This is a genomic window from Bacillus sp. FSL H7-0578, from assembly GCF_038630855.1.
GTDB classification, from domain to species: Bacteria; Bacillota; Bacilli; order Bacillales; family Bacillaceae; genus Bacillus; species Bacillus safensis.
The window spans coordinates 2,177,797-2,203,623 of the sequence record NZ_CP152045.1 but is presented as its reverse complement, the minus strand read 5'-3'; the positions used below and the strand labels follow the sequence as shown (position 1 = coordinate 2,203,623).

General features: G+C 42.7%; 31 protein-coding genes and 1 riboswitch. Of the genes, 27 read left to right on the top strand and 4 right to left on the bottom strand.

Annotated features, from left to right (window positions below):
* Positions 1-3: 3 nt before the first annotated feature.
* Positions 4-1,674 (bottom strand): SNF2-related protein, encoded by a 1,671-nt coding sequence (locus MHB41_RS11250; protein WP_034280230.1) that lies wholly within the window; start codon positions 1,672-1,674, stop codon positions 4-6.
* A 253-nt stretch (positions 1,675-1,927) separates the two neighbouring features.
* A riboswitch (glycine riboswitch) is annotated at positions 1,928-2,034 on the top strand.
* A 201-nt stretch (positions 2,035-2,235) separates the two neighbouring features.
* Between MHB41_RS11250 and gcvT the strand changes: the two genes are divergently transcribed.
* Genes gcvT through gcvPB form a run of 3 tightly spaced genes read left to right on the top strand, consistent with a single transcriptional unit; the run spans position 2,236 to position 6,152 of the window.
* Entirely contained in the window at positions 2,236-3,336 is a 1,101-nt protein-coding gene (gene gcvT / locus MHB41_RS11245) for a glycine cleavage system aminomethyltransferase GcvT (RefSeq protein WP_340900162.1), read from the top strand.
* Positions 3,337-3,352: 16 nt separating this feature from the next.
* Entirely contained in the window at positions 3,353-4,699 is a 1,347-nt protein-coding gene (gene gcvPA / locus MHB41_RS11240; RefSeq protein WP_176966993.1) for an aminomethyl-transferring glycine dehydrogenase subunit GcvPA, read from the top strand.
* Entirely contained in the window at positions 4,692-6,152 is a 1,461-nt protein-coding gene (gene gcvPB, locus MHB41_RS11235) for an aminomethyl-transferring glycine dehydrogenase subunit GcvPB (protein WP_034280236.1), read from the top strand. Before gcvPA ends, gcvPB begins: the two co-directional genes overlap by 8 nt.
* A 44-nt stretch (positions 6,153-6,196) precedes the next feature.
* Here the strand turns inward: gcvPB and MHB41_RS11230 are convergent, their stop codons facing one another.
* Entirely contained in the window at positions 6,197-6,577 is a 381-nt protein-coding gene (locus tag MHB41_RS11230) for a rhodanese-like domain-containing protein (RefSeq protein WP_024422963.1), read from the bottom strand.
* 219 nt (positions 6,578-6,796) lie between these two features.
* Between MHB41_RS11230 and MHB41_RS11225 the strand changes: the two genes are divergently transcribed.
* The 3 genes from MHB41_RS11225 to MHB41_RS11215 all read left to right on the top strand — a co-directional run bounded on the left by MHB41_RS11225 (position 6,797) and on the right by MHB41_RS11215 (position 9,133).
* On the top strand, positions 6,797-7,633 hold the full coding sequence (locus tag MHB41_RS11225; protein ID WP_048239227.1) for a biotin/lipoate A/B protein ligase family protein: 837 nt from the start codon (positions 6,797-6,799) through the stop codon (positions 7,631-7,633).
* Between the two features lie 85 nt (positions 7,634-7,718).
* Entirely contained in the window at positions 7,719-8,153 is a 435-nt protein-coding gene (gene mntR / locus MHB41_RS11220; protein WP_024422961.1) for a transcriptional regulator MntR, read from the top strand.
* 104 nt (positions 8,154-8,257) lie between these two features.
* Positions 8,258-9,133 carry a patatin-like phospholipase family protein gene (locus MHB41_RS11215; protein ID WP_061109345.1) on the top strand — a complete coding sequence of 292 codons (876 nt, stop codon included), beginning with the start codon at positions 8,258-8,260 and terminating at the stop codon, positions 9,131-9,133.
* On the opposite strand, the gene MHB41_RS11210 is transcribed toward MHB41_RS11215, so the two are convergent.
* Positions 9,130-9,525: an SA1362 family protein gene (locus MHB41_RS11210; RefSeq protein WP_034280242.1), complete on the bottom strand. Its 396-nt coding sequence runs from the start codon at positions 9,523-9,525 to the stop codon at positions 9,130-9,132. The genes MHB41_RS11215 and MHB41_RS11210 overlap by 4 nt on opposite strands.
* 38 nt (positions 9,526-9,563) lie before the next feature.
* Positions 9,564-10,520 carry a DUF1385 domain-containing protein gene (locus tag MHB41_RS11205; RefSeq protein WP_041117957.1) on the bottom strand — a complete coding sequence of 319 codons (957 nt, stop codon included), beginning with the start codon at positions 10,518-10,520 and terminating at the stop codon, positions 9,564-9,566.
* A 223-nt stretch (positions 10,521-10,743) separates the two neighbouring features.
* On the opposite strand from MHB41_RS11205, the gene MHB41_RS11200 reads away from it, so the two are divergent.
* The 21 genes from MHB41_RS11200 to MHB41_RS11100 all read left to right on the top strand — a co-directional run bounded on the left by MHB41_RS11200 (position 10,744) and on the right by MHB41_RS11100 (position 25,701).
* Positions 10,744-11,271, top strand: a complete 528-nt coding sequence (locus MHB41_RS11200) for a YqhR family membrane protein (RefSeq protein ID WP_034280245.1) — start codon at positions 10,744-10,746, stop codon at positions 11,269-11,271.
* A gap of 108 nt (positions 11,272-11,379) precedes the next feature.
* On the top strand, positions 11,380-11,823 hold the full coding sequence (aroQ, locus tag MHB41_RS11195) for a type II 3-dehydroquinate dehydratase (protein ID WP_034280247.1): 444 nt from the start codon (positions 11,380-11,382) through the stop codon (positions 11,821-11,823).
* Positions 11,820-12,881: a Xaa-Pro peptidase family protein gene (locus tag MHB41_RS11190; protein WP_041117955.1), complete on the top strand. Its 1,062-nt coding sequence runs from the start codon at positions 11,820-11,822 to the stop codon at positions 12,879-12,881. The genes aroQ and MHB41_RS11190 overlap by 4 nt, the downstream gene beginning before the upstream one ends.
* 25 nt (positions 12,882-12,906) lie before the next feature.
* Positions 12,907-13,464: an elongation factor P gene (efp, locus tag MHB41_RS11185; protein ID WP_007501192.1), complete on the top strand. Its 558-nt coding sequence runs from the start codon at positions 12,907-12,909 to the stop codon at positions 13,462-13,464.
* A 170-nt stretch (positions 13,465-13,634) separates the two neighbouring features.
* A complete protein-coding gene (locus MHB41_RS11180) occupies positions 13,635-13,916 on the top strand; it encodes a YqhV family protein (RefSeq protein ID WP_024422953.1) in 282 nt (93 codons plus the stop codon).
* 66 nt (positions 13,917-13,982) lie between these two features.
* Positions 13,983-14,906, top strand: a complete 924-nt coding sequence (gene spoIIIAA / locus MHB41_RS11175) for a stage III sporulation protein AA (RefSeq protein WP_034280251.1) — start codon at positions 13,983-13,985, stop codon at positions 14,904-14,906.
* Complete coding sequence (gene spoIIIAB / locus MHB41_RS11170; RefSeq protein ID WP_024428003.1) at positions 14,900-15,415, top strand: stage III sporulation protein SpoIIIAB; 516 nt, start codon at positions 14,900-14,902, stop codon at positions 15,413-15,415. The genes spoIIIAA and spoIIIAB overlap by 7 nt, the downstream gene beginning before the upstream one ends.
* Before the next feature lie 19 nt (positions 15,416-15,434).
* Entirely contained in the window at positions 15,435-15,641 is a 207-nt protein-coding gene (spoIIIAC, locus tag MHB41_RS11165) for a stage III sporulation protein AC (protein ID WP_003153142.1), read from the top strand.
* Positions 15,638-16,051: a stage III sporulation protein AD gene (gene spoIIIAD / locus MHB41_RS11160; protein ID WP_101676878.1), complete on the top strand. Its 414-nt coding sequence runs from the start codon at positions 15,638-15,640 to the stop codon at positions 16,049-16,051. Before spoIIIAC ends, spoIIIAD begins: the two co-directional genes overlap by 4 nt.
* Positions 16,052-16,070: 19 nt before the next feature.
* Complete coding sequence (spoIIIAE, locus tag MHB41_RS11155) at positions 16,071-17,264, top strand: stage III sporulation protein AE (protein WP_061109344.1); 1,194 nt, start codon at positions 16,071-16,073, stop codon at positions 17,262-17,264.
* 14 nt (positions 17,265-17,278) lie between these two features.
* A complete protein-coding gene (gene spoIIIAF, locus MHB41_RS11150; protein ID WP_024422949.1) occupies positions 17,279-17,911 on the top strand; it encodes a stage III sporulation protein AF in 633 nt (210 codons plus the stop codon).
* Positions 17,904-18,575: a stage III sporulation protein AG gene (gene spoIIIAG / locus MHB41_RS11145; RefSeq protein ID WP_024428005.1), complete on the top strand. Its 672-nt coding sequence runs from the start codon at positions 17,904-17,906 to the stop codon at positions 18,573-18,575. The genes spoIIIAF and spoIIIAG overlap by 8 nt, the downstream gene beginning before the upstream one ends.
* Positions 18,575-19,207, top strand: coding sequence for a SpoIIIAH-like family protein (locus MHB41_RS11140; RefSeq protein ID WP_024428006.1), 633 nt, complete (start codon positions 18,575-18,577; stop codon positions 19,205-19,207). Before spoIIIAG ends, MHB41_RS11140 begins: the two co-directional genes overlap by 1 nt.
* 194 nt (positions 19,208-19,401) lie before the next feature.
* A complete protein-coding gene (gene accB / locus MHB41_RS11135; protein ID WP_024428007.1) occupies positions 19,402-19,884 on the top strand; it encodes an acetyl-CoA carboxylase biotin carboxyl carrier protein in 483 nt (160 codons plus the stop codon).
* Positions 19,885-19,895: 11 nt separating this feature from the next.
* Positions 19,896-21,245, top strand: a complete 1,350-nt coding sequence (gene accC / locus MHB41_RS11130; protein ID WP_024422945.1) for an acetyl-CoA carboxylase biotin carboxylase subunit — start codon at positions 19,896-19,898, stop codon at positions 21,243-21,245.
* 25 nt (positions 21,246-21,270) lie between these two features.
* Positions 21,271-21,678: an Asp23/Gls24 family envelope stress response protein gene (locus MHB41_RS11125; protein ID WP_034280262.1), complete on the top strand. Its 408-nt coding sequence runs from the start codon at positions 21,271-21,273 to the stop codon at positions 21,676-21,678.
* Positions 21,679-21,888: 210 nt separating this feature from the next.
* Positions 21,889-22,284 (top strand): transcription antitermination factor NusB, encoded by a 396-nt coding sequence (gene nusB / locus MHB41_RS11120; RefSeq protein ID WP_012010530.1) that lies wholly within the window; start codon positions 21,889-21,891, stop codon positions 22,282-22,284.
* An 11-nt stretch (positions 22,285-22,295) separates the two neighbouring features.
* Positions 22,296-23,147, top strand: a complete 852-nt coding sequence (folD, locus tag MHB41_RS11115; RefSeq protein WP_024422943.1) for a bifunctional methylenetetrahydrofolate dehydrogenase/methenyltetrahydrofolate cyclohydrolase FolD — start codon at positions 22,296-22,298, stop codon at positions 23,145-23,147.
* Positions 23,148-23,217: 70 nt separating this feature from the next.
* Positions 23,218-24,564 carry an exodeoxyribonuclease VII large subunit gene (gene xseA / locus MHB41_RS11110; RefSeq protein WP_061109342.1) on the top strand — a complete coding sequence of 449 codons (1,347 nt, stop codon included), beginning with the start codon at positions 23,218-23,220 and terminating at the stop codon, positions 24,562-24,564.
* Positions 24,561-24,821, top strand: coding sequence for an exodeoxyribonuclease VII small subunit (locus MHB41_RS11105; protein WP_003215880.1), 261 nt, complete (start codon positions 24,561-24,563; stop codon positions 24,819-24,821). The genes xseA and MHB41_RS11105 overlap by 4 nt, the downstream gene beginning before the upstream one ends.
* Positions 24,811-25,701: a polyprenyl synthetase family protein gene (locus MHB41_RS11100; protein WP_061109341.1), complete on the top strand. Its 891-nt coding sequence runs from the start codon at positions 24,811-24,813 to the stop codon at positions 25,699-25,701. The genes MHB41_RS11105 and MHB41_RS11100 overlap by 11 nt, the downstream gene beginning before the upstream one ends.
* Positions 25,702-25,827 lie beyond the last annotated feature (126 nt).

Here is a 25,827-nt window from a genome sequence, read left to right as displayed (position 1 = left end):
CCTTTATGAGCCCTGCTGTCTTTTTTCTAAAAGTGGTGTTTGTGCTTCAGTTAAATAAGAAGCAAACTGGGTTAATTTCTTTTTCATGTCTCCGCCTGATTCATGCTGGAAGAGGATTTGATGCAACTTTGTTTCGACATCTTCAATATCAATTCTCGTTAAAATATCATCTAAATCGCCTATGACGTTTTCAAACAGCTGAATTTTCTCATATAAAAGCTTTAAAATATGCTCTTCAACTGTTCCGTTTGTTGACATATTGTAAATGTGCACATCCCGCTCTTGGCCAAGGCGGTGGATACGTCCAATTCTCTGTTCTAAACGCATCGGGTTCCACGGGAGGTCGTAGTTGATGATTTGGTTACAAAACTGAAGGTTGATCCCTTCGCCGCCAGCTTCTGTCGCAATTAACACTTGCGCCCTTTCTCTGAATAAATCTTTCATCCAATCTTTTTTGCCCCGCTTAAAGCCGCCCCGAAATGGCACAGAGCTGATGCCATTTTGCTGTAGAAACCATTGTAAATAAATTTGTGTGGCGCGGTATTCGGTGAAAATAATGACCTTCTCATTTAACTGCTGAATGAGTTTGACCACTTCAAGCGCCTTTGAGTTTTGCTCCACTTGATTAATTTTCTCCATGATTTGCGTTATAGCAGAAGATCCGAGAATATGCTTTTCTTCTTCCTGCATTTTTTTAATCGTCATATAAACTGCTTCACGGCTTGAACAGCATTCTCGTTCCAAGGTCATAATGGAAAACATATGCTTTGTATAAGACGGATTCTCTTTCAGCTTGCAGATTTCATCATACAATGCTTGTTCTGTCGGAGAGAAATCAATGGAAATCGTTTTGACATGCCGTTTTGTCCACTCGATGCCTGTGTCTTGTCTTCGGTTTCGAATCATCACTTTATTGACGAGCTGTTTTAATCGGTCATGGTCTTCAAGCTGCAAGTCCTTTTTGGCAAAGAGATCTTTAAATTGATGTTCATTTCCTAGGTGGCCTGGCTTCAGAAGGGAAACGAGATTAAATATTTCTCCGATCCGGTTTTGAATAGGTGTCGCTGTCAGCAGCAGGCAGAACTTCTTATTCAGGTTTCTCACAAATTCATAGTTTTTCGTTTTATTGTTTTTCAGTTTGTGTGCTTCATCGATAATGACCATATCGTACGCAATCGATAAAATCGTGTCTCGATGCGGTTGTCTTTTGGCGGTGTCAATGGAGGAAACCACAACGTCACACTGCTCCCACACATAGCTCTTTTTTTGTTCAACAGCATCAATATAAAATTTCGTCCGCAGCTCCTGTACCCACTGAGACACAAGGGAGGCGGGGACGAGAATGAGAATCTTTTTGGCAAGTCCACGAATCATGTATTCTTTGATAATGAGTCCTGCTTCTACGGTTTTTCCAAGTCCCACTTCATCTGCTAGAATGGCTTTCCCATTCATTTCTTCTACGACTCTTCTGGCTACTTCGAGCTGGTGCTTTAAAGGTGTGAATGCAGGCAGGTGCGCGGGAGCTTGCAGCCCCTCGAATGAATCAATGGCTGTGACTTTTTGAACCTGCGTCGCTAAACGATACATATCCCAGTTCGCCCAGGGGCCGTCTGCTGAAAGCCGCTGCTGAAATTCATTTGCCCATTCCTGATCAAAAATCGTTTGAATATTCAATGTGGTCGCCTGCCTTTCTTTCTAGTAGGGTCTGATAAAATTGTTCTGTTTTTAAACGCTTCATTTTTTAAGAGGTCTCTAAAAGACTAGATATATGAATAAAAGCGAACGATATCGAAAGGTTGTTTTAAAAATGTTAATGATTTTTCTGTTGCTCTTCATCCATTTCTAATGGTAGGATGTTGATAAGTGATCTAGAAAATAAGTCACCCATTTTGATAGTATGTCCAATAAATGTGAAAAATATGAGCGGATGATGGTATGGGGAGAGACTTGGCGGTTATTTTGCACTGGCAGGCGCCGAAGGAGCAAGCTGAATGATTCAGTGAATCTCTCAGGCAAAAGTACTCTTACCGGACGCAACTCTGGAGAGTGTTTGCTTAAGGGTTTTAGCAAACCACCAAAGGGGAAAACGCACAAGGATATTGTGCTGTAAACTTTCAGGTGCAAGGACAGAGACTTCTTTTTGATAAAAGGGAGCGCTCTGTCCTTTTTTGCTGTGATTTTTTTCTGAAAATTCAGCTTGCATTTGCACTGTAAGAAAAAAGGGGGAAACGATTGATGTTGAAACGAACACCGCTTTTTCATGCGTATGAAACGTTTGGCGCAAAAACCATTGACTTCGGGGGCTGGGAATTACCTGTCCAATTTTCTTCCATTAAAGAAGAACATGAAGCTGTTCGAACAAAAGCAGGGCTTTTTGATGTGTCTCACATGGGTGAGGTGGACGTCAAAGGTCAAGATGCCCTTCCATTTTTACAAAGGTTATTAACCAATGATGTGTCTAAGCTGACAGACGGTAAGGCACTATATACAGCGATGTGTTATGAAGATGGCGGAACGGTAGATGACCTGCTCGTCTACCAAAAAGAAAAGAATCACTATTTACTTGTCATCAATGCATCAAATATCGATAAAGACGTGGATTGGCTATTGAAGCACCAAGAGAAGGATGATGTATTGATCAAAAATATTTCTGATCAAACCGCCTTGCTAGCGCTTCAAGGACCTCTTGCAGCTGACATCATCAAAGAGGTGGCGGGTGAAGAAGTGACATCGCTTAAGCCATTTACGTTTTTATCAAAAGCTGAGGTCGCAAATAAAGAAGTGCTCGTTTCCAGAACAGGCTACACAGGTGAAGACGGCTTTGAAATCTACTGCCAGTCGTCAGAAGATGCGGTCCACCTTTGGTCAGCTTTATTAGAAGCGGGGCAGCCAAAAGGACTCATTCCATGCGGACTCGGTGCACGTGACACCTTGAGATTTGAAGCAAGACTTCCGCTTTATGGCCAGGAGCTGACAAAGGATATCTCTCCATTAGAAGGCGGCATTGGTTTTGCTGTCAAAACGGATAAAGAAGCTGATTTTATCGGAAAAGCTGCACTTAAAAAACAAAAAGAAGAGGGACTGAAACGAAAGCTTGTCGGCATTGAAATGATCGATAAAGGGATACCGCGTACAGATTATCCAGTCTTTTCAGGAGAAAAGCAGGTTGGGATTGTAACAACAGGCACTCAATCCCCAACATTAAAGAAAAATGTCGGGCTTGCTTTGATCGAAACCTCAGTGGCAGAGCTTGGGGCAGAGGTGGAAGTACAAGTTCGCAAAAAACGTCTAAAAGCCAAAATCGTCGCAACACCATTTTATAAAAGAGCCAAATAACGAGGGGGAATAGAGGATGAAGCACAGGTATTTGCCGCAAACAGAGCAAGATCAAAAAGAAATGCTGGATGTCATCGGCGTTCAGTCGATTGATGAGCTTTTTTCAGATATCCCAGAGAAAGTTAGATTCAAAGGAGCATACAACATCAAAGAAGCCGCATCTGAAACAGCGCTTGTCAGGGAATTATCCCGACTAGCTGCAAAGAATAAGGATACAGTTTCCTATGCATCGTTTCTTGGTGCAGGTGTATATGATCATTACCAGCCTGTCATTGTCGATCATGTGATCTCACGCTCTGAATTTTATACTGCGTATACACCTTATCAGCCGGAGATTTCGCAAGGTGAATTGCAAGCGATCTTTGAATTTCAAACAATGATTGCTGAGCTGACGGGTATGGATCTTGCCAACTCCTCGATGTATGATGGCGGGACGGCACTTGCTGAAGCGGCAATGCTCGCTGCGGGACATACAAAGAAGAAAAAAGTGGTTGTTTCTGAAACGGTTCACCCTGAATCAAGAGCGGTGCTGAAAACATACGCCAAAGGACAAAACATTGAAGTTGTTGAAGTGCCTGCGAAAAAAGGGCAGACAGATCTAGCTGCATTGGAAAAGACGGTCTGCGATGATACAGCAGCAGTTCTCGTGCAATATCCAAACTTTTTTGGTGTAGTCGAGCCGTTAAAAGACATTGAACCCATTGCACATAAAGGAAAAAGCCTGTTCATTGTCTCTAGCAATCCCCTCGCACTCGGACTATTGACGCCTCCTGGAAAACTCGGGGCAGATATTGTCGTTGGTGATGCGCAGCCGTTCGGCATCCCGGCTGCATTTGGCGGACCTCACTGCGGATATTTCGCCGTGACGAAAAAGTTGATGAGAAAAGTGCCAGGTCGTTTAGTCGGGCAGACAGAAGATGAAAATGGTGTTCGTGGATTTGTCCTGACCCTTCAAGCGCGTGAGCAGCACATTCGAAGAGATAAAGCGACGTCAAATATTTGCTCAAACCAAGCATTAAATGCATTAGCTGCTTCTGTTGCCATGACGGCACTAGGGAAAACAGGCATAAAAGACATCGCCTATCAAAACGTGCAAAAAGCCCATTATGCCAAGTCGCAGGCAGAAAAATATGGACTGCAGGCGGATGTAGAAGGAGCTCATTTCAATGAATTTGTGATCAAGTTACAGGAGCCTGTGAAAGAAGCCAATAAACGATTGCTTGAAAAAGGAATCATCGGCGGCTACGACTTGGGGCTAGACTACCCAGAGCTTCAGCAGCACATGCTTGTAGCCGTGACAGAGCTAAGAACAAAAGAAGAAATTGATACGTTTATCAAGGAATTGGGGGATCGCCATGAATAAACAAGATCAGCCGCTTATTTTTGAATTATCTAAAGAAGGAAGAATTGGGTACAGCCTGCCTGATTTAGATGTACCTGAACAGGAGATCCCGTCTTTATTTGATGAGACGTACATCCGTGATGAGGAAGCTGAGCTTCCTGAAGTATCTGAGCTTGATATTATGCGTCATTATACAGCATTATCAAGACGCAATCATGGGGTCGATTCCGGATTTTATCCTCTTGGCTCATGCACGATGAAATATAATCCAAAGATTAATGAAAAGGTTGCACGGCTTGCAGGGTTCTCACAGGTTCATCCGCTACAAGAGGCAGACACTGTGCAAGGTGCATTAGAATTACTATACGATCTAGGTGAACATCTTGAAGAAATTACGGGAATGGACGCTGTGACATTACAGCCTGCGGCAGGAGCACATGGCGAGTGGACGGGACTCATGATGATCCGTGCGTATCATGAAGCAAGGGGAGATCATCAGCGTACAAAAGTCATTGTGCCTGATTCTGCTCATGGAACGAACCCGGCATCTGCGACAGTCGCTGGATTTGAAACCATTACCGTCGCATCTGACGAAAACGGGCTTGTTGATTTAGAAGATTTACGCCGCGTTGTTAATGAAGAAACAGCTGCTTTAATGCTTACAAACCCGAATACACTCGGCCTCTTTGAAGAAAATATTTTAGAAATGGCTGAAATCGTTCACGGAGCTGGCGGTAAGCTTTATTATGACGGAGCCAACTTGAACGCTGTTTTAAGCAGAGCAAGACCAGGAGATATGGGATTTGATGTTGTCCACTTAAATCTTCATAAAACCTTTACAGGCCCGCACGGAGGCGGAGGTCCTGGCTCAGGTCCTGTTGGCGTTAAAAAGGAATTAATTCCTTATTTGCCAAAGCCAGTGCTTGTGAAGAAGGAAGGCCGTTTTTACTTTGATCATGACCGTCCAGAATCAATTGGGCGCGTGAAGCCATTCTATGGCAACTTTGGCATTAACGTCAGAGCTTATGCGTACATCCGCTCTATGGGGCCAGACGGTTTAAAGGCTGTAACCGATAATGCCGTGTTAAATGCGAACTATATGATGCGCCGCTTAAGTGCTCATTATGATTTGCCGTTTGATCGTCACTGTAAGCATGAATTTGTTCTTTCAGGTAAACGTCAGAAAAAATTAGGTGTGCGGACACTGGATATTGCCAAACGATTACTTGATTTCGGCTATCATCCGCCAACGATCTACTTCCCGCTCAATGTAGAGGAATGTATCATGATTGAACCGACTGAAACAGAATCAAAAGAAACACTTGATGCATTCATCGAAGCAATGATTCAGATAGCGAAAGAAGCAGAAGAGAATCCTGAAGTGGTGCAGGAAGCGCCGCATACAACGGTTGTCAAACGTATGGATGAAACAAAGGCCGCACGGAATCCAGTTCTCGTTTTTGAAAGAAAATAAAGAAAAAAGACTCAGGGGGAATCATGCTCCCAGAGTCTTTTTAGTTAGTTCTTCGTTTTAATGCGGCCGCCCCATTTTTTAAAGCCGCCTTTTAAATTATAAATCTCACGGCAGCCATTTTTACGTAAAGTTTGGGCTGCTTTTCCGCTTCTAAAATTATTTTGACAATAGAGATAAACAGGCTTGTCAGGACGTATTTCGTTTTTACGCTGCTTTAGCTGGGAAAGGGGGATATTTCTTGCCCCTAAAATATGTCCGCCTTCAAACTCATTTGGCTCTCTCACATCAATGAGCTGGGCTTTGCGGTAACCTTTAATAAATTCTTCTTCCGTCAGCGTTTTCATAATGCGCTGCTGATAAATGTAGCTGCCGATGGAATAAAGAACGAAAAGTCCACAAAGTGAGAGGACGATATAGTTGAATATTGACAATACAACTCGACTCCTTCTTGAGCATCAGCACAGTAGCCTGTCTGATGGTACGTTTTAGACAAATACTATTATAGTAAAGCATAAGAAACTTGTCATCATAAATGGTAAGAATTATTTTCAATTCCGTCCCTATTTGATAGACTGATGAAGAGAGAAAACCGGTGGTCACCACCATCATCTAACATTGACTACGTAAAAGAGAAGGGATTTTATATGCAAAAAGAGAAATGGTGTTTCATTGATTCAGGAAACCAAGACCCTGCCTTTAACATGGCAATGGACGAAGCTTTGCTTTATTGGCATAGTGAGAAGCTCATCCCGCCTGTTATCCGCTTTTATGGATGGGATCCGGCGACATTATCTGTTGGGTATTTTCAGAACGTTGAAAAAGAAATCAACCTAGAAGCCGTCAAGCGATATGGTCTTGGATTTGTCCGCAGACCAACCGGAGGACGGGGAGTACTTCATGACCAGGAGCTGACCTACAGCGTGATTGTGTCAGAGGAACATCCAGAAATGCCAGCGACGGTGACAGAGGCGTACCGCGTTATTTCAGAAGGCATTTTAGAGGGCTTTAAAGAGCTGGGACTCGATGCGTATTTTGCCATTCCTCGTACAGATAAAGAAAAGGAAAGCTTAAAGAACCCAAGATCATCTGTATGCTTTGATGCCCCTTCTTGGTACGAGCTTGTTGTAGAAGGCAGAAAGGTAGCGGGCAGTGCTCAGACGAGACAAAAAGGTGTCATTCTCCAGCATGGATCTATTTTAATTGATCTTGATGAGGACAAATTGTTCGATTTGTTCCTTTATCCAAACGACCGGGTGAGAGAGCGGATGCAGCGAAGCTTTAAAAACAAAGCGGTTGCCATCAATGAAATCTCAGACCGAACATGTACAATAGACGATGCGCGTGCTGCGTTTAAAAAAGGGTTTGAAAAAGGATTAAATATTGAACTTGAGCCTTATGAGCTGACAGATGAAGAATTAGCGTTTGTCCATCATCTCGCCAAAACGAAATATGCCTCAGATGATTGGAATTACAAGCGTTAAGCCGATGGACACTCCTTGTTTTTTAATGAACGATGGTGTAGAATTGGGTTGATTATTAAGTAAAGGTGCATTATGGAGGGGTTTTATGACTACACCTAGTATGGAAGATTACATTGAACAAATTTATATGCTGATAGAAGATAAAGGATATGCCAGAGTCTCTGATATTGCAGAAGCACTCGCTGTCCATCCCTCCTCTGTAACAAAAATGGTTCAGAAGCTAGATAAAGATGAATACCTCATTTATGAGAAGTATCGTGGTCTAATTTTAACCCCGAAAGGCAAAAAAATTGGAAAACGTCTCGTATACAGACATGAACTGCTAGAGCAATTTTTAAGAATCATTGGTGTAGATGAAGAGAAAATTTATGATGATGTAGAAGGCATTGAACATCATCTCAGCTGGAACAGCATTGACCGCATCGGCGATCTCGTTCAATTTTTTGAAGAAAACGATGAGCGATCTGTTCAGCTGAAAGCGATTCAAAAGAAAAACGAACAAACAAATCAAGAATCTTAATTAAAAAGGACACCCTCAGCATGGGTGTCCTTTTTGATTAAAGTTCTAATTGAAAGCAAAAGCTCCTACACTATTATTAGCGTGAAATCAAAGGGGGCTCCTTGATGAAGATAGATGGTGTGTTCTCAGGTGGAGGCATTAAGGGGGCAGCGCTTGCAGGTGCCTATGAAGCGCTTGAAGCGAGAGGATTTCAATTTGTCCGTCTTGCTGGTACAAGTGCTGGAGCAATCATTGCTTCACTCATCGCAGCAGGTTTTACAAGCCAGGAAATTCGCACGCTTTTAGACGAAATGGATGAGCATCAATTGCTTGATAGGAGATGTCAATTCATCCCGTTTAAAATGCTCAGGTGGGTATCCATTTACTGGCGTCTCGGTCTTTATAAAGGAGACCGGCTGGAAAAATGGCTGACCGATGTGCTAAAACGAAAAGGGGTCACCGTGTTTGGAGACCTCAAAAAAGATTCGCTGAAAATCGTTGCGTCCGATTTAACGAATGGAAAAATCCTTGTGCTGCCAGACGACCTTCCTTCATACGGCTTAAATTCAGAGCGGTTTTCCGTTGCGAGGGCCATTCGAATGAGCTGCAGCCTGCCGTATTTTTTCGAACCTGTCAAACTGAAGTCATCAAAAGGCATTTGTACCATTGTAGATGGAGGAGTGCTGAGCAATTTTCCAATATGGCTGTTTGCTGAAGAGAAAAAAAGACCGTTCGTCGGTGTCACATTAACGCCAAACGAAAAAGAACGCCCTCAACACTCCATCCGCAATGCGTTTGAACTGTTTGGCGCTCTTTTTGAAACGATGCGTGGTGCTCATGACGAAAGACATATCGCCACAAAACACGAACGTCATATTATTTTTATTCCTGTAGAACACGTCATTGCCACTGATTTTCAACTCATGACAGAAAAGAAAAAGGCGCTCGTCGATCTAGGCAGACAGAAGGCCGAGCAATTTTTAAAAAGCTGGACATTTTAAAATAAGGCGCGATTCTTCTTTTTGTTTTTCTTGCCTTCAATCACAGTCAAATGTGTTTGGCTTTTCTTTTTGAGAAGGACGGGCTTAGACTTGTGGTCAGTCGGCACGCTTCGCAGATGAGTGACCCGATTTTTCATCTGGCTTTTCGTTTTTGGCTTAGGCTGCTGGTAGCGACGTTTTGATTGTTTGACTGCTTTACGATAAAGATTTCCCTCTGTTCCAGTTCTTCGATTCATCAGCCATCTAAATAGGAAAAATAGAGCCGCTCCAACGATCACAACAGACAGCAGCATGGTAAAAAGTCTGCCTGGGTTCGTTGTGAGTAAGTACACAAACCCCAAAACACCTAAAGCGAAAATAATGGTAAAAGCAGGATGTACTCGGCGATTCATAACTGTCCACCTCCGAAGGAATTTACCGGATTTATAAGTTAGATCACTTGATGAGCAGAATCTGACGCTTGTTTCAGTGACGCTTCCTCTAAACGAAGAAGTTCATTAAAACTTGCAATGGCTACCTCGACTTGATCGTCAGAAGGTTCTTTTGTTGTGAGCAATTGCAGCCAAAGGCCAGGATAGCCAAGCACTTTAAGCACAGGCACTTCTCGGAGTTTGTTCGTGAGCTGAAGCACTTCAAATGAAATGCCCAGAACAACCGGAATAAGTGCCAAGCGGTTCAGAACTCTCACCCATAAAGGATCTGTCGGTACGAGTAAATAGACGAACATCCCGACAATGACAGTGAATAAAATAAAGCTGCTGCCGCATCGATAATGCAGGCGGGATTGCTTTTGGACATTTTCCACTGTGATGTCAAGGTTCTGTTCATAGCAGTTTATGACTTTATGTTCTGCCCCATGATATTGAAATACTCTTTTAATTAAAGGGGTCATGGAAATAAAGTAAATATAGCCTAATAAAAGGATCAATTTGAAGAATGTTTCCACTGCGATTTGTGCGAAATTCCCTGAAAAGATGGGGCGCACAAGCTCTGCTAAAAAGACAGGTACCAGGGTAAAGACAAATTTACTAAAGAGTAGAGAGAGAACTCCGATCACAGCAATGCCGAAGATCATGGATAATTTCGAGCCTTTTTGTTCTTTTTCAAGAGTATGATCTTCAGAAGGATCTAAGTCATATCGCTCACTGGAGAAGTTTAAGTGCTTACTGCCGTTTGCGCTTGCTTCAACAAGTGCAGCAACACCCCTGACAAAGGGGATTTTCTTGAGAAAGGCGGTTCGTTTATTGGAGGTCCGGGGAAGCTTCAAAAACTCAATGGACTGGTCCTTTCGCCGAATCGCTGTCACATAGTTCTTCTTACCACCGAACATGACACCTTCGACAACTGCCTGCCCTCCATAAGCTGGAGGTTTTGTTTGATTGGACATATTTCATCAACCTGCCTGTTTCCTGTAATTTACATGCATTTCCTTATACCTTTATTGTACAGGAAATGAGGGGAAATCACTAGCTCGCAGGTCGATTATCTACTAGAATTCTATCTACCTCTTTTTAGCCAGTATACCCTGTTTTAAAAATTTTACACTCACGCATGGAAATCCTTTTTTTTCATGACATTTTGGACATACTACTTGCTGGAGGTGTTCACAAATGAAACGTGATGAAAAGAAAAACCAAGAAGAAAAAAATCAGTCCGTGCAAACGACATCACTTGTGGCAAGAGCGGCTGCTACAGGCTTTGTCGGCGGTGTTTTTTGGGGCTTTATCGGGTTTCTGACCCATGTGTTTCATTTTTCAGAGGTGAGTCCCAATATGCTGCTTCAGCCATTTGTGCTTGGAGAATGGAAAAAGGGAGGACTTGGTACTTTTATCAGTATTGTGCTGTTAGGAATTTTATCGATTGGAGCCGCCTTTATTTATTTTGGGCTTTTAAAAAGGATCAAAGGCTTTTGGATGGGTTTAGTATATGGCGGGCTTTTATGGCTGCTCGTTTTTTACGTATTTAATCCCATTTTCCCAGATGTAAAGCAAGTACAAGAGTTGCAGCAAAGCACCATTGTCACGACATTTTGCCTATATATTTTATACGGCATGTTTGTCGGGTACAGCATTTCGTTTGAATATAATGAATTGACGAGTCAGAAGCTTGCGAGGGCCCTCGGGAAAAAGACAGAATAAAGTGTAAATCACCTATTCATATGATAAAATATTTTTGGAAACGAAAGGTTTCTAAGGAAAAAGAAACAGATCTCGATATAGATTGAATTAGGGTGAAGGAGTGGTCATATGCCTCATTTTCTTGTACTAAATGGACCCAATTTAAATAGGCTTGGCAAAAGAGAGCCTGCTGTTTATGGAAGTAAGACGCTGACAGATTTAGAGACGGATTTGTTCCAGTTCGCAGAACGAGCAAACATCCAATTAACGTTCTTTCAATCAAATCACGAAGGGGATTTGATTGATGCGCTCCATGAAGCAGAAGATCAGTACGATGGTGTCGTGTTTAACCCGGGTGCATTTACCCACTACAGCTATGCGCTGAGAGATGCCATTGCAAGTATTTCTTTATCAGTCATTGAAGTACATATCTCAAATGTTCATAAGAGAGAGGAATTCCGTCATCATTCTGTACTTGCTCCAGTATGCCAAGGGCAAATCGTTGGGCTTGGCTTAGAAGGGTATAAATTGGCGATTCGTTATTTAGTCAGTGAAGGGGGAGCAGTATCATGAAACTTGAAAAACTAAGAACACTTTTAAGTGAATTAGAGATCGATGGCCTTGTCATTACAAGCAGTTTTAATTTACAGTATATGACCAGTTTTACCGGATCAGCCGGTCTTGCTGTCGTTTCAAAGGACCGGGCAGCTTTTATCACGGACTTCCGCTATACAGAGCAAGCGAAGGACCAAGTCAAAGGCTATGACATCATTGAACATAAAGGAAACATTGTGGAAACGGCTGCTCAAACGGCAAAGGAATTTGGAGTGAAACGCCTTGGGTTCGAACAAAACCATATGACATTTGCCACGTACCAGCAGTACGCAGCCAAAGCAGGCGGTATAGAGCTTGTTCCAGTCTCTGAATCAGTTGAAAAGTTGCGCTTGATTAAGTCTAGTGAAGAGATTAAGATATTAGAGGAAGCTGCGAAGATTGCAGATCACGCCTTTGATCATATTCTCACTTACATCAAGCCGGGCCTGACGGAAATTGCTGTCATGAACGAGCTTGAATTTTTCATGAGAAAAGAAGGTGCTGAAGGATCTTCATTCGATATGATAGTGGCCTCAGGTGTTCGTTCAAGCCTGCCTCACGGAAGAGCGAGTGAAAAGGTGATTGAATCTGGTGATTTAGTGACACTCGATTTCGGTGCTTACTATAAAGGCTATTGTTCTGATATGACAAGAACGATTGCTGTCGGAACACCAAGCGACAAGCTAAAGGAAATTTATCATATCGTATTAGAAGCAGAAAACGCTGGTGTGGATAGAATCAAGCCAGGCTTAACAGGAAAAGAAGCTGATCGCATCACACGAGACATCATTGAAAAGTATGGCTATGGTCAATACTTCGGGCATTCAACCGGGCACGGGCTAGGTATGGAAGTACATGAAGCGCCAGGCCTTTCCTCACGATCAGAGGTCGTCTTAGAAGAGGGAATGGTCGTCACAGTTGAGCCGGGGATTTACTTGCCAGATGTCGGCGGCGTGAGAATTGAGGATGATATTGTCCTGACAGCTGACGGCAATAAACGATTGACCCACTCACCGAAAGAACTTATCATATTATGATGGTGAAATGTAGGAGGATGACAAAATGATTTCAGTAAACGATTTTCGTACTGGCCTGACAATTGAAGTGGACGGCGGTATTTGGAGAGTAGTGGATTTTCAGCACGTAAAACCAGGGAAAGGCGCAGCGTTTGTTCGTTCGAAACTGCGTAACCTGCGTACAGGTGCCATTCAAGAAAAAACATTCCGCGCAGGCGAAAAAGTAGCGAAAGCACAAATCGAAACAAAAACAATGCAATACTTGTATGCAAATGGCGATCAGCACGTCTTCATGGATACAAGTTCTTATGAACAGCTTGAACTAAGTGAAGCACAAATTAAAGATGAGCTGAAATATTTGCTTGAAAATATGTCTGTTCAAATCGTGATGTACGGTGATGAAACACTTGGAGTAGAACTTCCAAACACAGTAGAACTAGAAGTAGTAGAAACAGAGCCTGGTATTAAAGGTGACACAACATCAGGCGGCTCAAAACCTGCAAAAACTGAAACTGGTTTAATCGTCAACGTTCCTTTCTTTGTGAACCAAGGAGATAAACTAGTGATTAATACATCTGACGGCTCATACGTTTCAAGAGCGTAATGAACGAAAAAAGACTGTAAACCTCGTGTTTACAGTCTTTTTTTATTGGAAAAATGACTCCTCAAGACAGGCCTTCTCTCAATTCTCTCATTCATCTCTCTTCCTTCCTGAAAAACAAGACTACTTCCAGCTGGTCAAGCATATAGTGTAAAAAAAGCTGGAGGTTCTATATGAAACAATTTCTCCCAGGTCTACACCCGTCAGTCGCTGCAATGGCAGGCATGAGATTCTTATCCGCCGCCATTGAACTGACGGCAGCCATCCTTATTTTAATCACAAATGATGTACGGAAAGCGGTAGTCATCAATAGTATATTGGCAATCATCGGGCCGCTCATTTTTATTATCACGATGACGATTGGAATCTATCAAATTGCCGGGCAGCTATCCTATGCAAAGCTCGTGTTCATTTTCATTGGTGTCGTGTTTATTCTTGTTGGGATCTATAAGTGAAACGGCTTGGCATAATTAACGGCTCACATCATACATTTTAGAGAAGAAAAAAAGGAGGGGAATTCGTTGCGGAGTTTGTTGGATATTCTCCCGCACTCGATTGGACAAGAACTCAGGCTGCTGAAAGAGGCAGAATGGGCGCAAATAGAAGAAATCCGCATTCGCACGGATCGTCCTATCGAATTGATGCAGGGAGGAAAACCACGTTTCCTTTCTTATCACACCACCTGGGAAGATGCGTCTCAGCTATTAGGCAGGCTGAGCAATTACAGCATGTACACACTTGAGGAAGAGCTAAAACAGGGCTATATCACCATATCTGGCGGACACCGGGTGGGACTTGCAGGAAAGGTGATCGTTGAAAACGGATTCGTCAAAGGGTTAAGAGATATCTCTTCATTTAATATCCGCATTGCCAAAGAAAAAATCGGAATTGCGCTTCCTTTTCTTCCTTATTTATATGAAGAGCACTGGCACAATACACTCATCATCGGTCCCCCGCAAACGGGGAAAACCACACTGCTCCGGGATATAGCACGTCTTGCTAGTACCGGCACAAAGACAATCCCTCCTAGAAAAACAGGCATTATTGATGAGCGTTCTGAAATCGCTGGATGTATCAGAGGGGTGCCGCAGCACCATTTTGGCCACCGGATTGATGTACTCGATGCGTGTCCAAAGGCTGAAGGGTTGATGATGATGATTCGGTCTATGAGCCCAGAGGTCATGATTGTCGATGAAATCGGAAAAAGTGAGGATGTAGAGGCACTTTTAGAAGCGATTCATGCCGGAGTCAGCATCATCGTCTCAGCTCATGGCTATTCACTTGAAGATGTATATAAACGACCTTCATTTAAACCGTTATGGGAGCTTCGTGTGTTTGAACGATATGTTGAATTAAATCGAAACAATGGGCCTGGCACGATCGGGCGGATGTACGGCGGGGACGGCCAAGAGATGAAATGGAGGCGGGGAGTGGACGTATGTTAAAGCTCATTGGCGCTATTTTCATTGTCGCGGCCACGACATGGGGAGGATTCGAGTTTGCCAAACGATATAGCGACAGACCTAAACAAATTCGGCAGCTGCGGTTTGCTCTCCAGTCTCTTGAAGCTGAAATTATGTATGGTCAAACCCCTTTAGCACGGGCGGCAGAGCAAATTGCAGCGCAGGTAGGTCCACCTGTGAATCAGCTGTTTGAACAATTTGCAGAAAAGCTGAAAGTGGGGACCTTTTCTGCACGTCATGCGTGGAACGAAAGTCTTGAGGATGTTTGGAAAAAAACCGTATTGAAAAAAGGCGAATATGAGGCGCTGAAACACTTTGGAGAAACACTTGGCCAGCATGATGTCACTTCTCAGCAAAAGTATATCAAGCTTGCTTTAGGTCATTTGGAATCAGAGGAGAAAGAAGCTGAAATCGCCCAAGCGAAAAATGAAAAAATGGTCAGAAGCCTCGGATTTTTAAGCGGATTACTACTGATTCTTTTATTGATGTGAGAGGAAGGGAGTCGAGAGCATGGGCGTTGATGTAAACGTCATTTTTCAAATTGCCGGAGTAGGCATCGTCGTGGCCTTTCTCCATACGATTTTAGACCAAATGGGGAAGAAAGAGTACGCTCAATGGGTGACGCTGCTTGGGTTTATCTACATTTTGTTTATGGTGGCAACCATTGTAGACGATTTGTTTAAAAAGATTAAAGCCGTATTTCTATTTCAAGGATAGGGGAGGGCTTACAAATCGAAATCATACAAATTGTTGGAATTGGTTTAATCGCTACTTTTTTAGCATTAATCGTCAAAGAACAAAAGCCAACCTTCGCCTTTATGCTTGTTGTGTTTACCGGATGTGTCATTTTTCTTTATTTAATTGATCAAATCTATGCCATTATCTCGATGATTGAAAAAATTGCAGCAAGTGCCGGCGTCAATATGAAGTATGTTGAAACCATATTGAAGATTATTGGCATTGCCTATATTGCGGAATTTGGCGCTCAGCTGACAAAGGATGCTGGACAAGGCGCCATTGCATCCAAAATAGAGCTAGGCGGCAAGATCCTCATCTTGGTGATGGCAGTCCCGATTTTAACTGTCATCATTGAGACGATCTTAGGAATGATCCCGTCCATGACGTAAATGAAAAGAGGTGATGACAATGAAGCAGGTGACCGCTGTAATGGGATTGATGCTTTTCTTTTGGCTGATTGCTCCGCATGCAGGAGCAGAAGAAAAAGAACCTTTATCTAATGAACAGCCAGCAGCACAGGAAGTGGCGAATGGACAGGCTGATGCACTTGAGCTTCATTCCATCAGTGACTTTTGGGAAACCATTTTGGACGAGTATGGCGGCTTTTTGCCAGAAAGCCAAAAGGGCACAGTGAAGGAAATGATTGACGGCGATAAAGAGCTGTCTCCCCAAACATGGCTGAAAGCCTTTGTACATTATCTGTTTCACGAGGTCATTGCAAACGGAAAGCTCCTAGGTACTCTGATTTTACTCACCATCTTTTGTTCGCTTTTGCAGCTTTTACAAAATGCATTTGAACAAAGCACCGTCAGCAAAGTCGCATATGCTCTTGTTTATATGGTGCTGATTATTATTGCACTAAACAGCTTTCATGTGGCGATTTCTTATGCCACAGAAGCCATTCAAACGATGACCAGTTTTATTCTTGCTCTTATTCCTCTTTTACTAGCGCTTATTGCTTCATCAGGCGGGCTTGTCTCAGCCGGATTCTTTCATCCCGTTATTTTATTTTTAATGAACACGAGCGGTGTTTTCATTCAGTATGTCGTTCTCCCGCTGATCTTTTTATCTGCAATATTGAGCATTATCAGTACGCTGACCGAACAATACAAGGTCACCCAGCTTGCCCAGCTGTTAAGAAATGTGGCAATTGGCGGGCTTGCCGTTTTTTTAACCGTTTTTCTCGGCGTCATTTCCGTTCAGGGTGCATCTGCGGCCGTTACGGATGGAATCGCTCTTCGTACAGCCAAATTCATTACCGGAAACTTCATCCCTGTCCTAGGCAGAATGTTTACAGATGCGACCGATACCGTGATCAGCGCCTCTGTTTTACTCAAAAATACAGTCGGACTAGTTGGGGTCGCCATTTTGATTTCAATTGCCGCTTTCCCGGCGATTAAAGTGCTTTCGTTAGCCCTTATCTATAAGCTTGCTGCTGCCATCCTTCAGCCGTTAGGGGGCGGACCCATCATCAGCTGTCTTGATGTCATTTCAAAAAGTGTGCTGTATATATTTGCCGCACTTGCTGTAGTGTCGCTCATGTTCTTTTTAAGCATTACCGTCATCATCACTGCGGGTAACCTGACCATGATGATGAAGTAAGGAGGGGACACCTTTTGAGTTTTCTCACGGAATGGATCACAAGTATTATTCTTTTTATCTTATTTGCGATTGTTATTGATCTTCTGCTTCCCAATTCGAGCATGCAAAAGTATGCAAAAATGGTCGTCAGCCTGCTGCTAATCGTGGTGATGCTCAATCCGATTTTTGCTTTATTTCGAGCAGATCCTGATCAAATTTTTTCAGAATTGATGAAAGGGAAGGAAGAAGCGCAGTCAGAAGAAATAAAAAATCAGATGAATTTAGAAAAAAAAGAAATACAAGCCTCTCAGCGTGCATATATTTTAAAGCAAATGGCTGTCCAACTAGAAAAAAGCGCAAAGGAGCCACTGGAGAAGGAGAGCTATGTAATGAAACACGTAGAAGTGCTGGCTGATGAGGAGCATCTGGATCAGAATATGGAGGCGGATCAATTTCGCATCAAAGCAGTTCTTTCCCCGCTCACAGGTGATGCTGTAGAAACGGTGGCAAAGGTGGACATTGATCTCTCCAAGCAAAAGGAGGAAAGCGCTGGATCTTCTAGCAAAGAGATCACGAGGGTGAAAGAGACACTTGCTGATGTTTGGAATACGAGTCCTGAGCACATCGCGCTGAACATTGAGGGAGGTGACGCAGCAGATCATGAATAACAAGGACTGGAAACAAAAGCTGAAATCATTCTTCCAGCCGCCTGAAAAAGGTGAAGGGAAACCCAAATTAACGAAGCACCATTACTTGCTGCTTGTATTCATTATCGGCGTATCTTTCATGTTAGTCAGTCAAATCTTGTCACCACCATCAAGCAAACAACAAGCTGCGGTTCCTGCTTCTAAAAAAACATCCTCAGAAGAGCAGGAGGTATTCAAACCGGCATCCTCAGGTAAACCAAAAAATTCAATTGAGGACGTGGAGCAAGAATACGAAAATCAGCTGAAAGAAATTTTAGAGACTATCATCGGCGTTGAGGATGTATCCATTGTGGTCAATGTAGATGCAACGTCTTTAAAAGTGTTTGAAAAAAACAAATCCAATAAAAGTACAACGACCGAGGAAACAGATAAAGAAGGCGGCGTACGAAGTGTCACCGATCAAACAAAAGAAGAAGAAGTCGTCATCATCAAAAATGGCAATGAAGAAACACCAGTCGTTGTTCAAACGAAAAAACCAGAAATCCGAGGTGTCCTCGTTGTTGCTCAAGGAGTAGACAACGTTCAAATAAAGAAAACCATCATTGAAGCGGTTACACGAGTGCTTGATGTACCGAGCCATAGAGTGGCTGTTGCCCCTAAAAAAATCAAGGAGGATTCGGAATGATGTTAAAAAAACAAACGGTTTGGCTATTAACGATGCTAAGTTTAGTTGTCGTATTAAGTGTGTACTATATCATGTCTCCACAGGGTGAAAATGCAGTGACAGTAGAAGATACGAAATCAAAAGGCACTGAAGAGAAAAAAGTTGAAACAGAAAAAGGGACGGACAAAGGCATGGAAAAAGGCGCTGATAAGAAATCCACTGACAAAGAAACAAACGGCAAACAAGAGGATATCGAAACAAGCGGTGAAGAAGGAAAGGCTGTGTCAGAGCAAACAGACGATGAGCTTTTTACAACATACAGACTAGAGCTTGAAGATAAACGAAGCAAGCAGCGCGAAGAATACAACGAAATTGTCTCCAGTGACGATGCAACAGCACAAGAAAAAAGTGAAGCATACGATCAAATGACCGCACTTAGTGAGGCAGAAGGAACTGAGCGTCAGCTCGAGACATTGATCAAAACAAAAGGCTATAAAGATGCGCTCGTAAGTGCTGAAGGAGATAAGGTGAGCATCACGGTTCGTTCTGATAAAAAATCAAAATCTCAAGCGGCCGATATTATTGATATGGTCACAAAAGAAATGAGAGGTCTTGATAACGTAGCTGTCACTTTTGAGCCCACTAATCAATAAAAATGAACTGGCGCCCTTTGCGGAAAAGGGCGTTTTTTGATGCGGCTTGACGCCCTCTCCAAGGTGCTTACGCGAGGCGCTTCGCCACAATAGTAGTTGAATTCATCGAAATCCTCCTGTAAGATGGTTATAGTATGTACTTTTAGTACTAGCCTATAATAAAAAGATAAATCCATACATAGGGGTGCAAATCCATGTTAAAAATCGAAGAAATTCATGAACTGATTAAATTAATTGACGACTCTACTATCGATGAGTTTACGTACGAAAACGAAGGTGCAAAAATCAAACTGAAGAAAAATAAAGAAGTCGTTCAGCAAGTTGCGGCACAAGCACCAGTGGCTCCTGTCCAAGCAGCTCCAGCTCAACAAGCTCCTAAAGCACAAGCTCCAGCTCAGACCGAAGCCCCTGCACAAGAGGCAGCTGCGTCTGAAAATCTGCATAAAATCACATCCCCAATGGTTGGCACATTTTATGCTTCCTCTTCACCAGAAGCAGATCCATACGTGACAACAGGTTCCAAGGTGAAGGAAAACACTGTTGTATGTATCGTGGAAGCGATGAAACTGTTTAATGAAATCGAAGCAGAAGTAAAAGGTGAAATCGTCGAAGTATTAGCTGAAAACGGTCAGCTTGTAGAATTCGGACAACCCCTCTTTCTAGTGAAAGCAGAGTAAGGAGTACGATCATGATTAAAAAGCTATTAATTGCAAACAGAGGAGAAATCGCAGTTAGAATTATCCGCGCTTGTAAAGAGCTTGGAATTGAAACTGTTGCGGTATTTTCTGAAGCGGATCGCGATGCGCTGCATGTACAAATGGCTGATGAAGCATATTGCATCGGACCGACTGCTTCTAAAGATAGTTATTTAAATGTCACGAATATTGTCAGCGTAGCAAAATTAACAGGGACAGATGCCATCCATCCAGGATACGGCTTTTTAGCAGAAAATGCAGACTTTGCAGAGCTTTGCGAGGAATGTAATGTGATCTTTGTTGGACCAACTGCGTCAGCGATTTCCAAAATGGGAACGAAAGATGTCGCGCGAGAAACAATGAAGAATGCAGGCGTTCCGATCGTCCCTGGTTCTCAAGGAATTGTAAAAGATCTTGATGATGCTGTTTCAACAGCAGCTAGTATTGGGTATCCTGTGATTATTAAAGCAACTGCAGGCGGAGGCGGTAAAGGGATTCGTGTGGCTCGTACAGAAGAAGAGCTTATTAACGGAGTCACCATCACGCAGCAGGAAGCGGCGCAAAACTTTGGGAACCCTGGTGTCTATTTAGAAAAGTTCATTGAAGACTTTAGACATGTGGAAATCCAAGTGCTTGCAGATCAGCATGGCAATACGATTCATTTAGGAGAGCGTGATTGCTCGATCCAAAGAAGAATGCAAAAGCTTCTTGAAGAAACGCCATCACCAGCACTAAATGCAGACATTCGTGAGCAAATGGGTGAAGCAGCTGTAAAAGCAGCAGAAGCTGTTGAATACACAGGTGCTGGAACAGTCGAATTCATTTATGATTATAATGAAGAGAAGTTCTACTTCATGGAAATGAATACTCGTATTCAAGTAGAGCATCCTGTGACAGAAATGGTCACAGGTGTAGACTTGATCAAAGAACAGATCAAGGTTGCATCAGGTGAGAAGCTTTCTCTTACACAAGAGGATGTCGTATATGAAGGCTGGGCGATCGAATGCCGCATCAATGCAGAGAACCCAGAGAAAAACTTCATGCCTTCAGCTGGTGAAATTAAAATGTATCTTCCGCCAGGCGGTTTAGGTGTACGTGTTGATTCTGCCGCTTATCCGGGCTATGTGATTCCGCCATATTATGACAGCATGATTGCAAAAGTGATCACATATGGTAAGACGAGAGAAGAAGCGATTGCGAAAATGAAACGTGCGCTTCAAGAATTCGTCATTGAAGGAGTCTACACAACGATTCCATTCCACCTTAGATTGCTCGAGCATGAAACATTTGTGAGCGGTAACTTTAATACGAAGTTTTTAGAAACATACCAAATCATGAAATAATCTCAGCTTTCGGAGGTGAATGATCGTGTCAGAAAACAATTTGCTTGAAATGAACCTTGATGAAGATCAATTGGGAAAAGTGCAAATTGCACCAGAAGTGATTGAAGTCATTGCTGGGATCGCCGCTTCAGAAGTCGAAGGCATTGCCGAAATGCGCGGCAATTTCGCTGCTGATGTAGCAGAACGCTTTGGTAAGAAAAATCACCGTAAAGGTGTAAAAGTAGATGTCTCTGATGAAGGCATCACAATCGATGTGTATTGTGTGGTTGAATTTGGCCTATCCATTCCAAAGGTATCCACTGCTGTACAAGAAAATATCCGTCAAACCCTTTTGAACATGACTGCCTTAACAATTAATGAAATTAACATTCATGTCGTTGGCATTCAATTTGATACAAAAGCACCTGAGGCTGAAGTAGATCAAGAAATGTAAAAAAGGGTTCAAGTAAAACCAAGGAGGCATTGCCTCTTTGGTTTTTTAAAGCCCATTTTTGAGTAATTTCCGAATATTGATAACGTCACACGTTGATTGATTCGTTTTTCGTCACAGCTCGCATGGATCTTGGTGCGACCACGGTCAAAATATGTTATGATCTCTGTATGGCTTAACGACAAGCGGATAAAGTGGTTAAAGGAGTAAATAATGAAAAGAAGAACTGCAAGAGAAAAGGCGCTACAAACATTATTTCAAATTGATGTGAGCAATATTGATCCGAAAGAGGCCATTACACATGCGCTGGATGAACAAGAATCAGATCCTTTTTTCGAGGAACTGGTTTTCGGTGTGCTTGAACAAAAGGACAAGCTTGATGACATGATCTCACAGCATCTAGTGAATTGGAAACTCGACCGTATTGCAAACGTAGACAGAGCCATTTTAAGGCTGTCTGTGTACGAGATGGTGTATCAAGAAGACATCCCAGTTAGTGTCTCGATGAATGAAGCGATTGAACTCGCTAAATTATTCGGCGATGATAAAGCACCGAAATTTGTAAATGGTGTACTTTCGAACATTAAAAACGACCTAAAGCAGCAATAGGAGGATTCGACATGACAGCAACAATCATCGATGGGAAAGAAACAGCAAAAGAAAAGCGTGAACAATTAGCAAAAGAAGTAGAAGAGCTAAAACAAAAAGGAGTCACACCTGGTCTTGCCGTTATTCTAATCGGTGATGATCCGGCTTCACTTTCTTACGTACGCGGGAAGAAAAAAGCAGCAGAAGCAATGGGCATGCACTTTCAGCTTGATCATTTAGATGCTTCTTTAACAGAAGAAGAATTGCTTCAGCTGATTGATCAGTACAATGCGAACGATCAATTCCACGGGATTCTTGTTCAACTTCCACTGCCAAAACATATTTCTGAAAAAGCCGTCATTGAACGTATTTCACCTGAGAAAGATGTAGATGGTTTCCATCCATTAAATATCGGGAAAATGCTGCTTGGAGAAGATACATTCCTACCTTGTACACCAGCAGGCATTGTTGAATTACTGAACAAAACGGGTGTCAGTCTTTCTGGAAAAGAAGTGGTTGTTGTAGGGCGCAGCAATATTGTCGGCAAACCAGTTGGACAATTGCTGTTAAACGAAAATGCAACGGTTACTTACTGCCATTCAAGAACGGCGAATATTTCAGAACATACGTTAAAAGCGGACATTTTAGTTGTTGCCGTCGGTCGAGCAAACTTTATTAAAGCTGACCAAATCAAAGAAGGCGCAATTGTCATCGATGTAGGAGTCAATCGTTTAGATACTGGGAAGCTTGTTGGGGATGTTGATTTTGAAGAAGCGAAAGAAAAAGCTTCTTATATCACACCAGTCCCTGGCGGAGTCGGTCCAATGACGATTACCATGCTTGCACACAATACGGTTAAATCAGCAAAACGTACATTAGCATAAGCTTTATCCATTCATCCACCTGCATGCTGCCGGTGGATGAATGTGCGTTTTTGAAGAGGAGGAATACGTCATGAGTGAAAAAGCCTTTGTGACGGTCACAGCCCTTACAAAATACATAAAAAGAAAATTTGATGTTGATCCGCATTTAGAAGATATTTGGATCAAAGGTGAGTTATCCAATGTGAAGATTCATTCAAGAGGTCATGTGTACTTCACCTTAAAAGACGAAAACGCACGCATGCAAGCCGTCATGTTCCAGCGTTCCGCAGCAAAGCTGCCTTTTTCACCAAAAAGCGGAATGAAAGTGTTTGTACGCGGCGGGATTCAAGTATATGAACCAAGCGGCAACTATCAATTATATGCAAAAGAAATGCAGCCTGATGGTGTTGGTGCTCTTCATCTCGCTTATGAAGAGCTGAAGAAAAAGCTGGCAAGTGAAGGCTTATTTGATGCGCGCTATAAAAAAACAATTCCTGAATATCCAGAGGTTGTTGGTGTCATTACATCCCCAACTGGAGCGGCTGTTCGAGATGTCATCACAACGATTAACCGGCGTTATCAGCAGGCGAAAATCATTGTGCTTCCGGCGCTTGTCCAAGGTGAAAATGCCATCCGTTCAATTGTAGAGCGGATCAAAGAAGCAAATGAAAAACAGATCTGTGATGTCTTGATTGTCGGAAGAGGAGGCGGTTCGATCGAAGAACTTTGGGCCTTTAATGAAGAAGCTGTCGCAAGAGCGATCTTCGCATCAGACATTCCAATCATTTCTGCAGTTGGGCATGAAACGGACTTTACGATCAGTGATTTCACTGCAGACATGAGAGCACCCACACCAACAGGAGCAGCTGAGCTCGCTGTTCCAAGCACAGCCGATTTAATAGAACGAATCAAATCCATCGACATTCGGCTTACAAGGGCCGTGAAGAATCGAACATCACAAGCGAAAGACCGTCTTGTGGCGCTGCAATCCTCATATGCCTTCCGTTTTCCAAAACGATTGCAGGAGCAAAAAGAGCAACAATTCGATTTGGTATTTGACCGTTTTCAAAAACAGCTGACGAGACAAATTGAACAAAAACGCAGTCAACTAGACCGCCAGACATACAGGCTGAAGCCGCTTCATCCAAAAGAGCAGCTGCTTCAGGCGAAAAAACGCCATGCCAATGAAACAGAACAGCTCATCCGCAGCATGAATGTGCAAATGAAAACAATTCATTCGCAGTTCCAATCTGTTCTTGGTAAACTAAATGCATTAAATCCACTTCAAGTGATGGAAAGAGGCTACAGTTTAGCCTATAAAGACGATGAACTGATTAAAAGTGTGAACCAAGTCGATACGAAGGATCAATTGGCTATCACCATGAAGGATGGACGTCTGATTTGTGAGGTTATTGAGAAGGAGGGGCAATCATCATGACAGAATCAAATAAACAAAAAGAAGAACAAATGACATTTGAAGAAGCGATGAAAGGTCTTGAGGAGATCGTTGGGAAGCTCGAAGAAGGAGATGTACCACTTGAGCAAGCCATTCATTATTTCCAAGAAGGCATGACACTTTCAAAGCTTTGTCATGAAAAATTACAGCACGTTGAAAAGCAGATGGATTTCATTTTAAAAGAGGACGGTGAACTGGCTCCTTTCTCGGTGAAGGAGGCAGATGCTGGTGACAAGTAATTTGCAGGATTTTTTAACAACACGAAAACAGGCCATTGAAGAGTATTTATTTACATATGTTCAGGAATTGAAGATTCCAGAAGAACTAAAATCTTCGATGCTTTACTCTCTTGAAGCTGGAGGGAAAAGACTTCGCCCTGTTCTCGTTCTTGCTTTATTACATGCTTACGGAAAAAACGAAGAAGATGGCATACCGGTTGGCTGTGCTGTAGAAATGATTCATACGTATTCATTGATACATGACGACCTGCCTTGCATGGACGATGATGACCTTCGCAGAGGAAAGCCGACCAACCATAAAGTATACGGGGAAGCAACCGCGGTTCTCGCTGGTGATGCACTTTTAACGGAAAGCTTCCGCCTGATTACATCGCAGCTATCTAGCAGCGTCTCTCCTGACCAAAAGCTCAGAATCGTAGATGAGCTTGTGCGGTCAGCAGGTGCACTAGGAATGGTAGGCGGTCAATTTGATGACATGGAAGCAGAGCAAAAACAAGTCCCGCTTGCTGAACTAGAATCCATTCATGCCCGGAAAACAGGAAAGCTTCTCACATTCAGCGTCACAGCAGGTGCAATGCTGGCAGGAGCATCAGATGACGATATCGAAAAACTAAGAGAGTTCAGCTATCATATTGGCATTGCTTTTCAAATCCGTGATGACATTTTAGACCTCGAAGGTAGCGAAGAAAAAATAGGAAAACGGGTCGGCTCTGATACAGCGAATGAAAAGTCGACATATCCTTCTTTATTAACGCTTTCAGGAGCAAAAGAAAAGCTGCACGAGCACATCACACGTGCAAAAGAAATTGTCTCAAATCTTGAATTAGAGCAGCAATTGCTGCATGAGTTATGTGATCTGATCGCCTCAAGAGATCATTAAAAACAGCCTAGATTTGAGGGTCTTCGAGCAATTGTGGTAAACTGTAAACAGTTTATCATGATGAGACAACTCTTATTCCCGCTTGGTTTTCATAGGAATAAGGCATTATATATGTAGATAGAAATT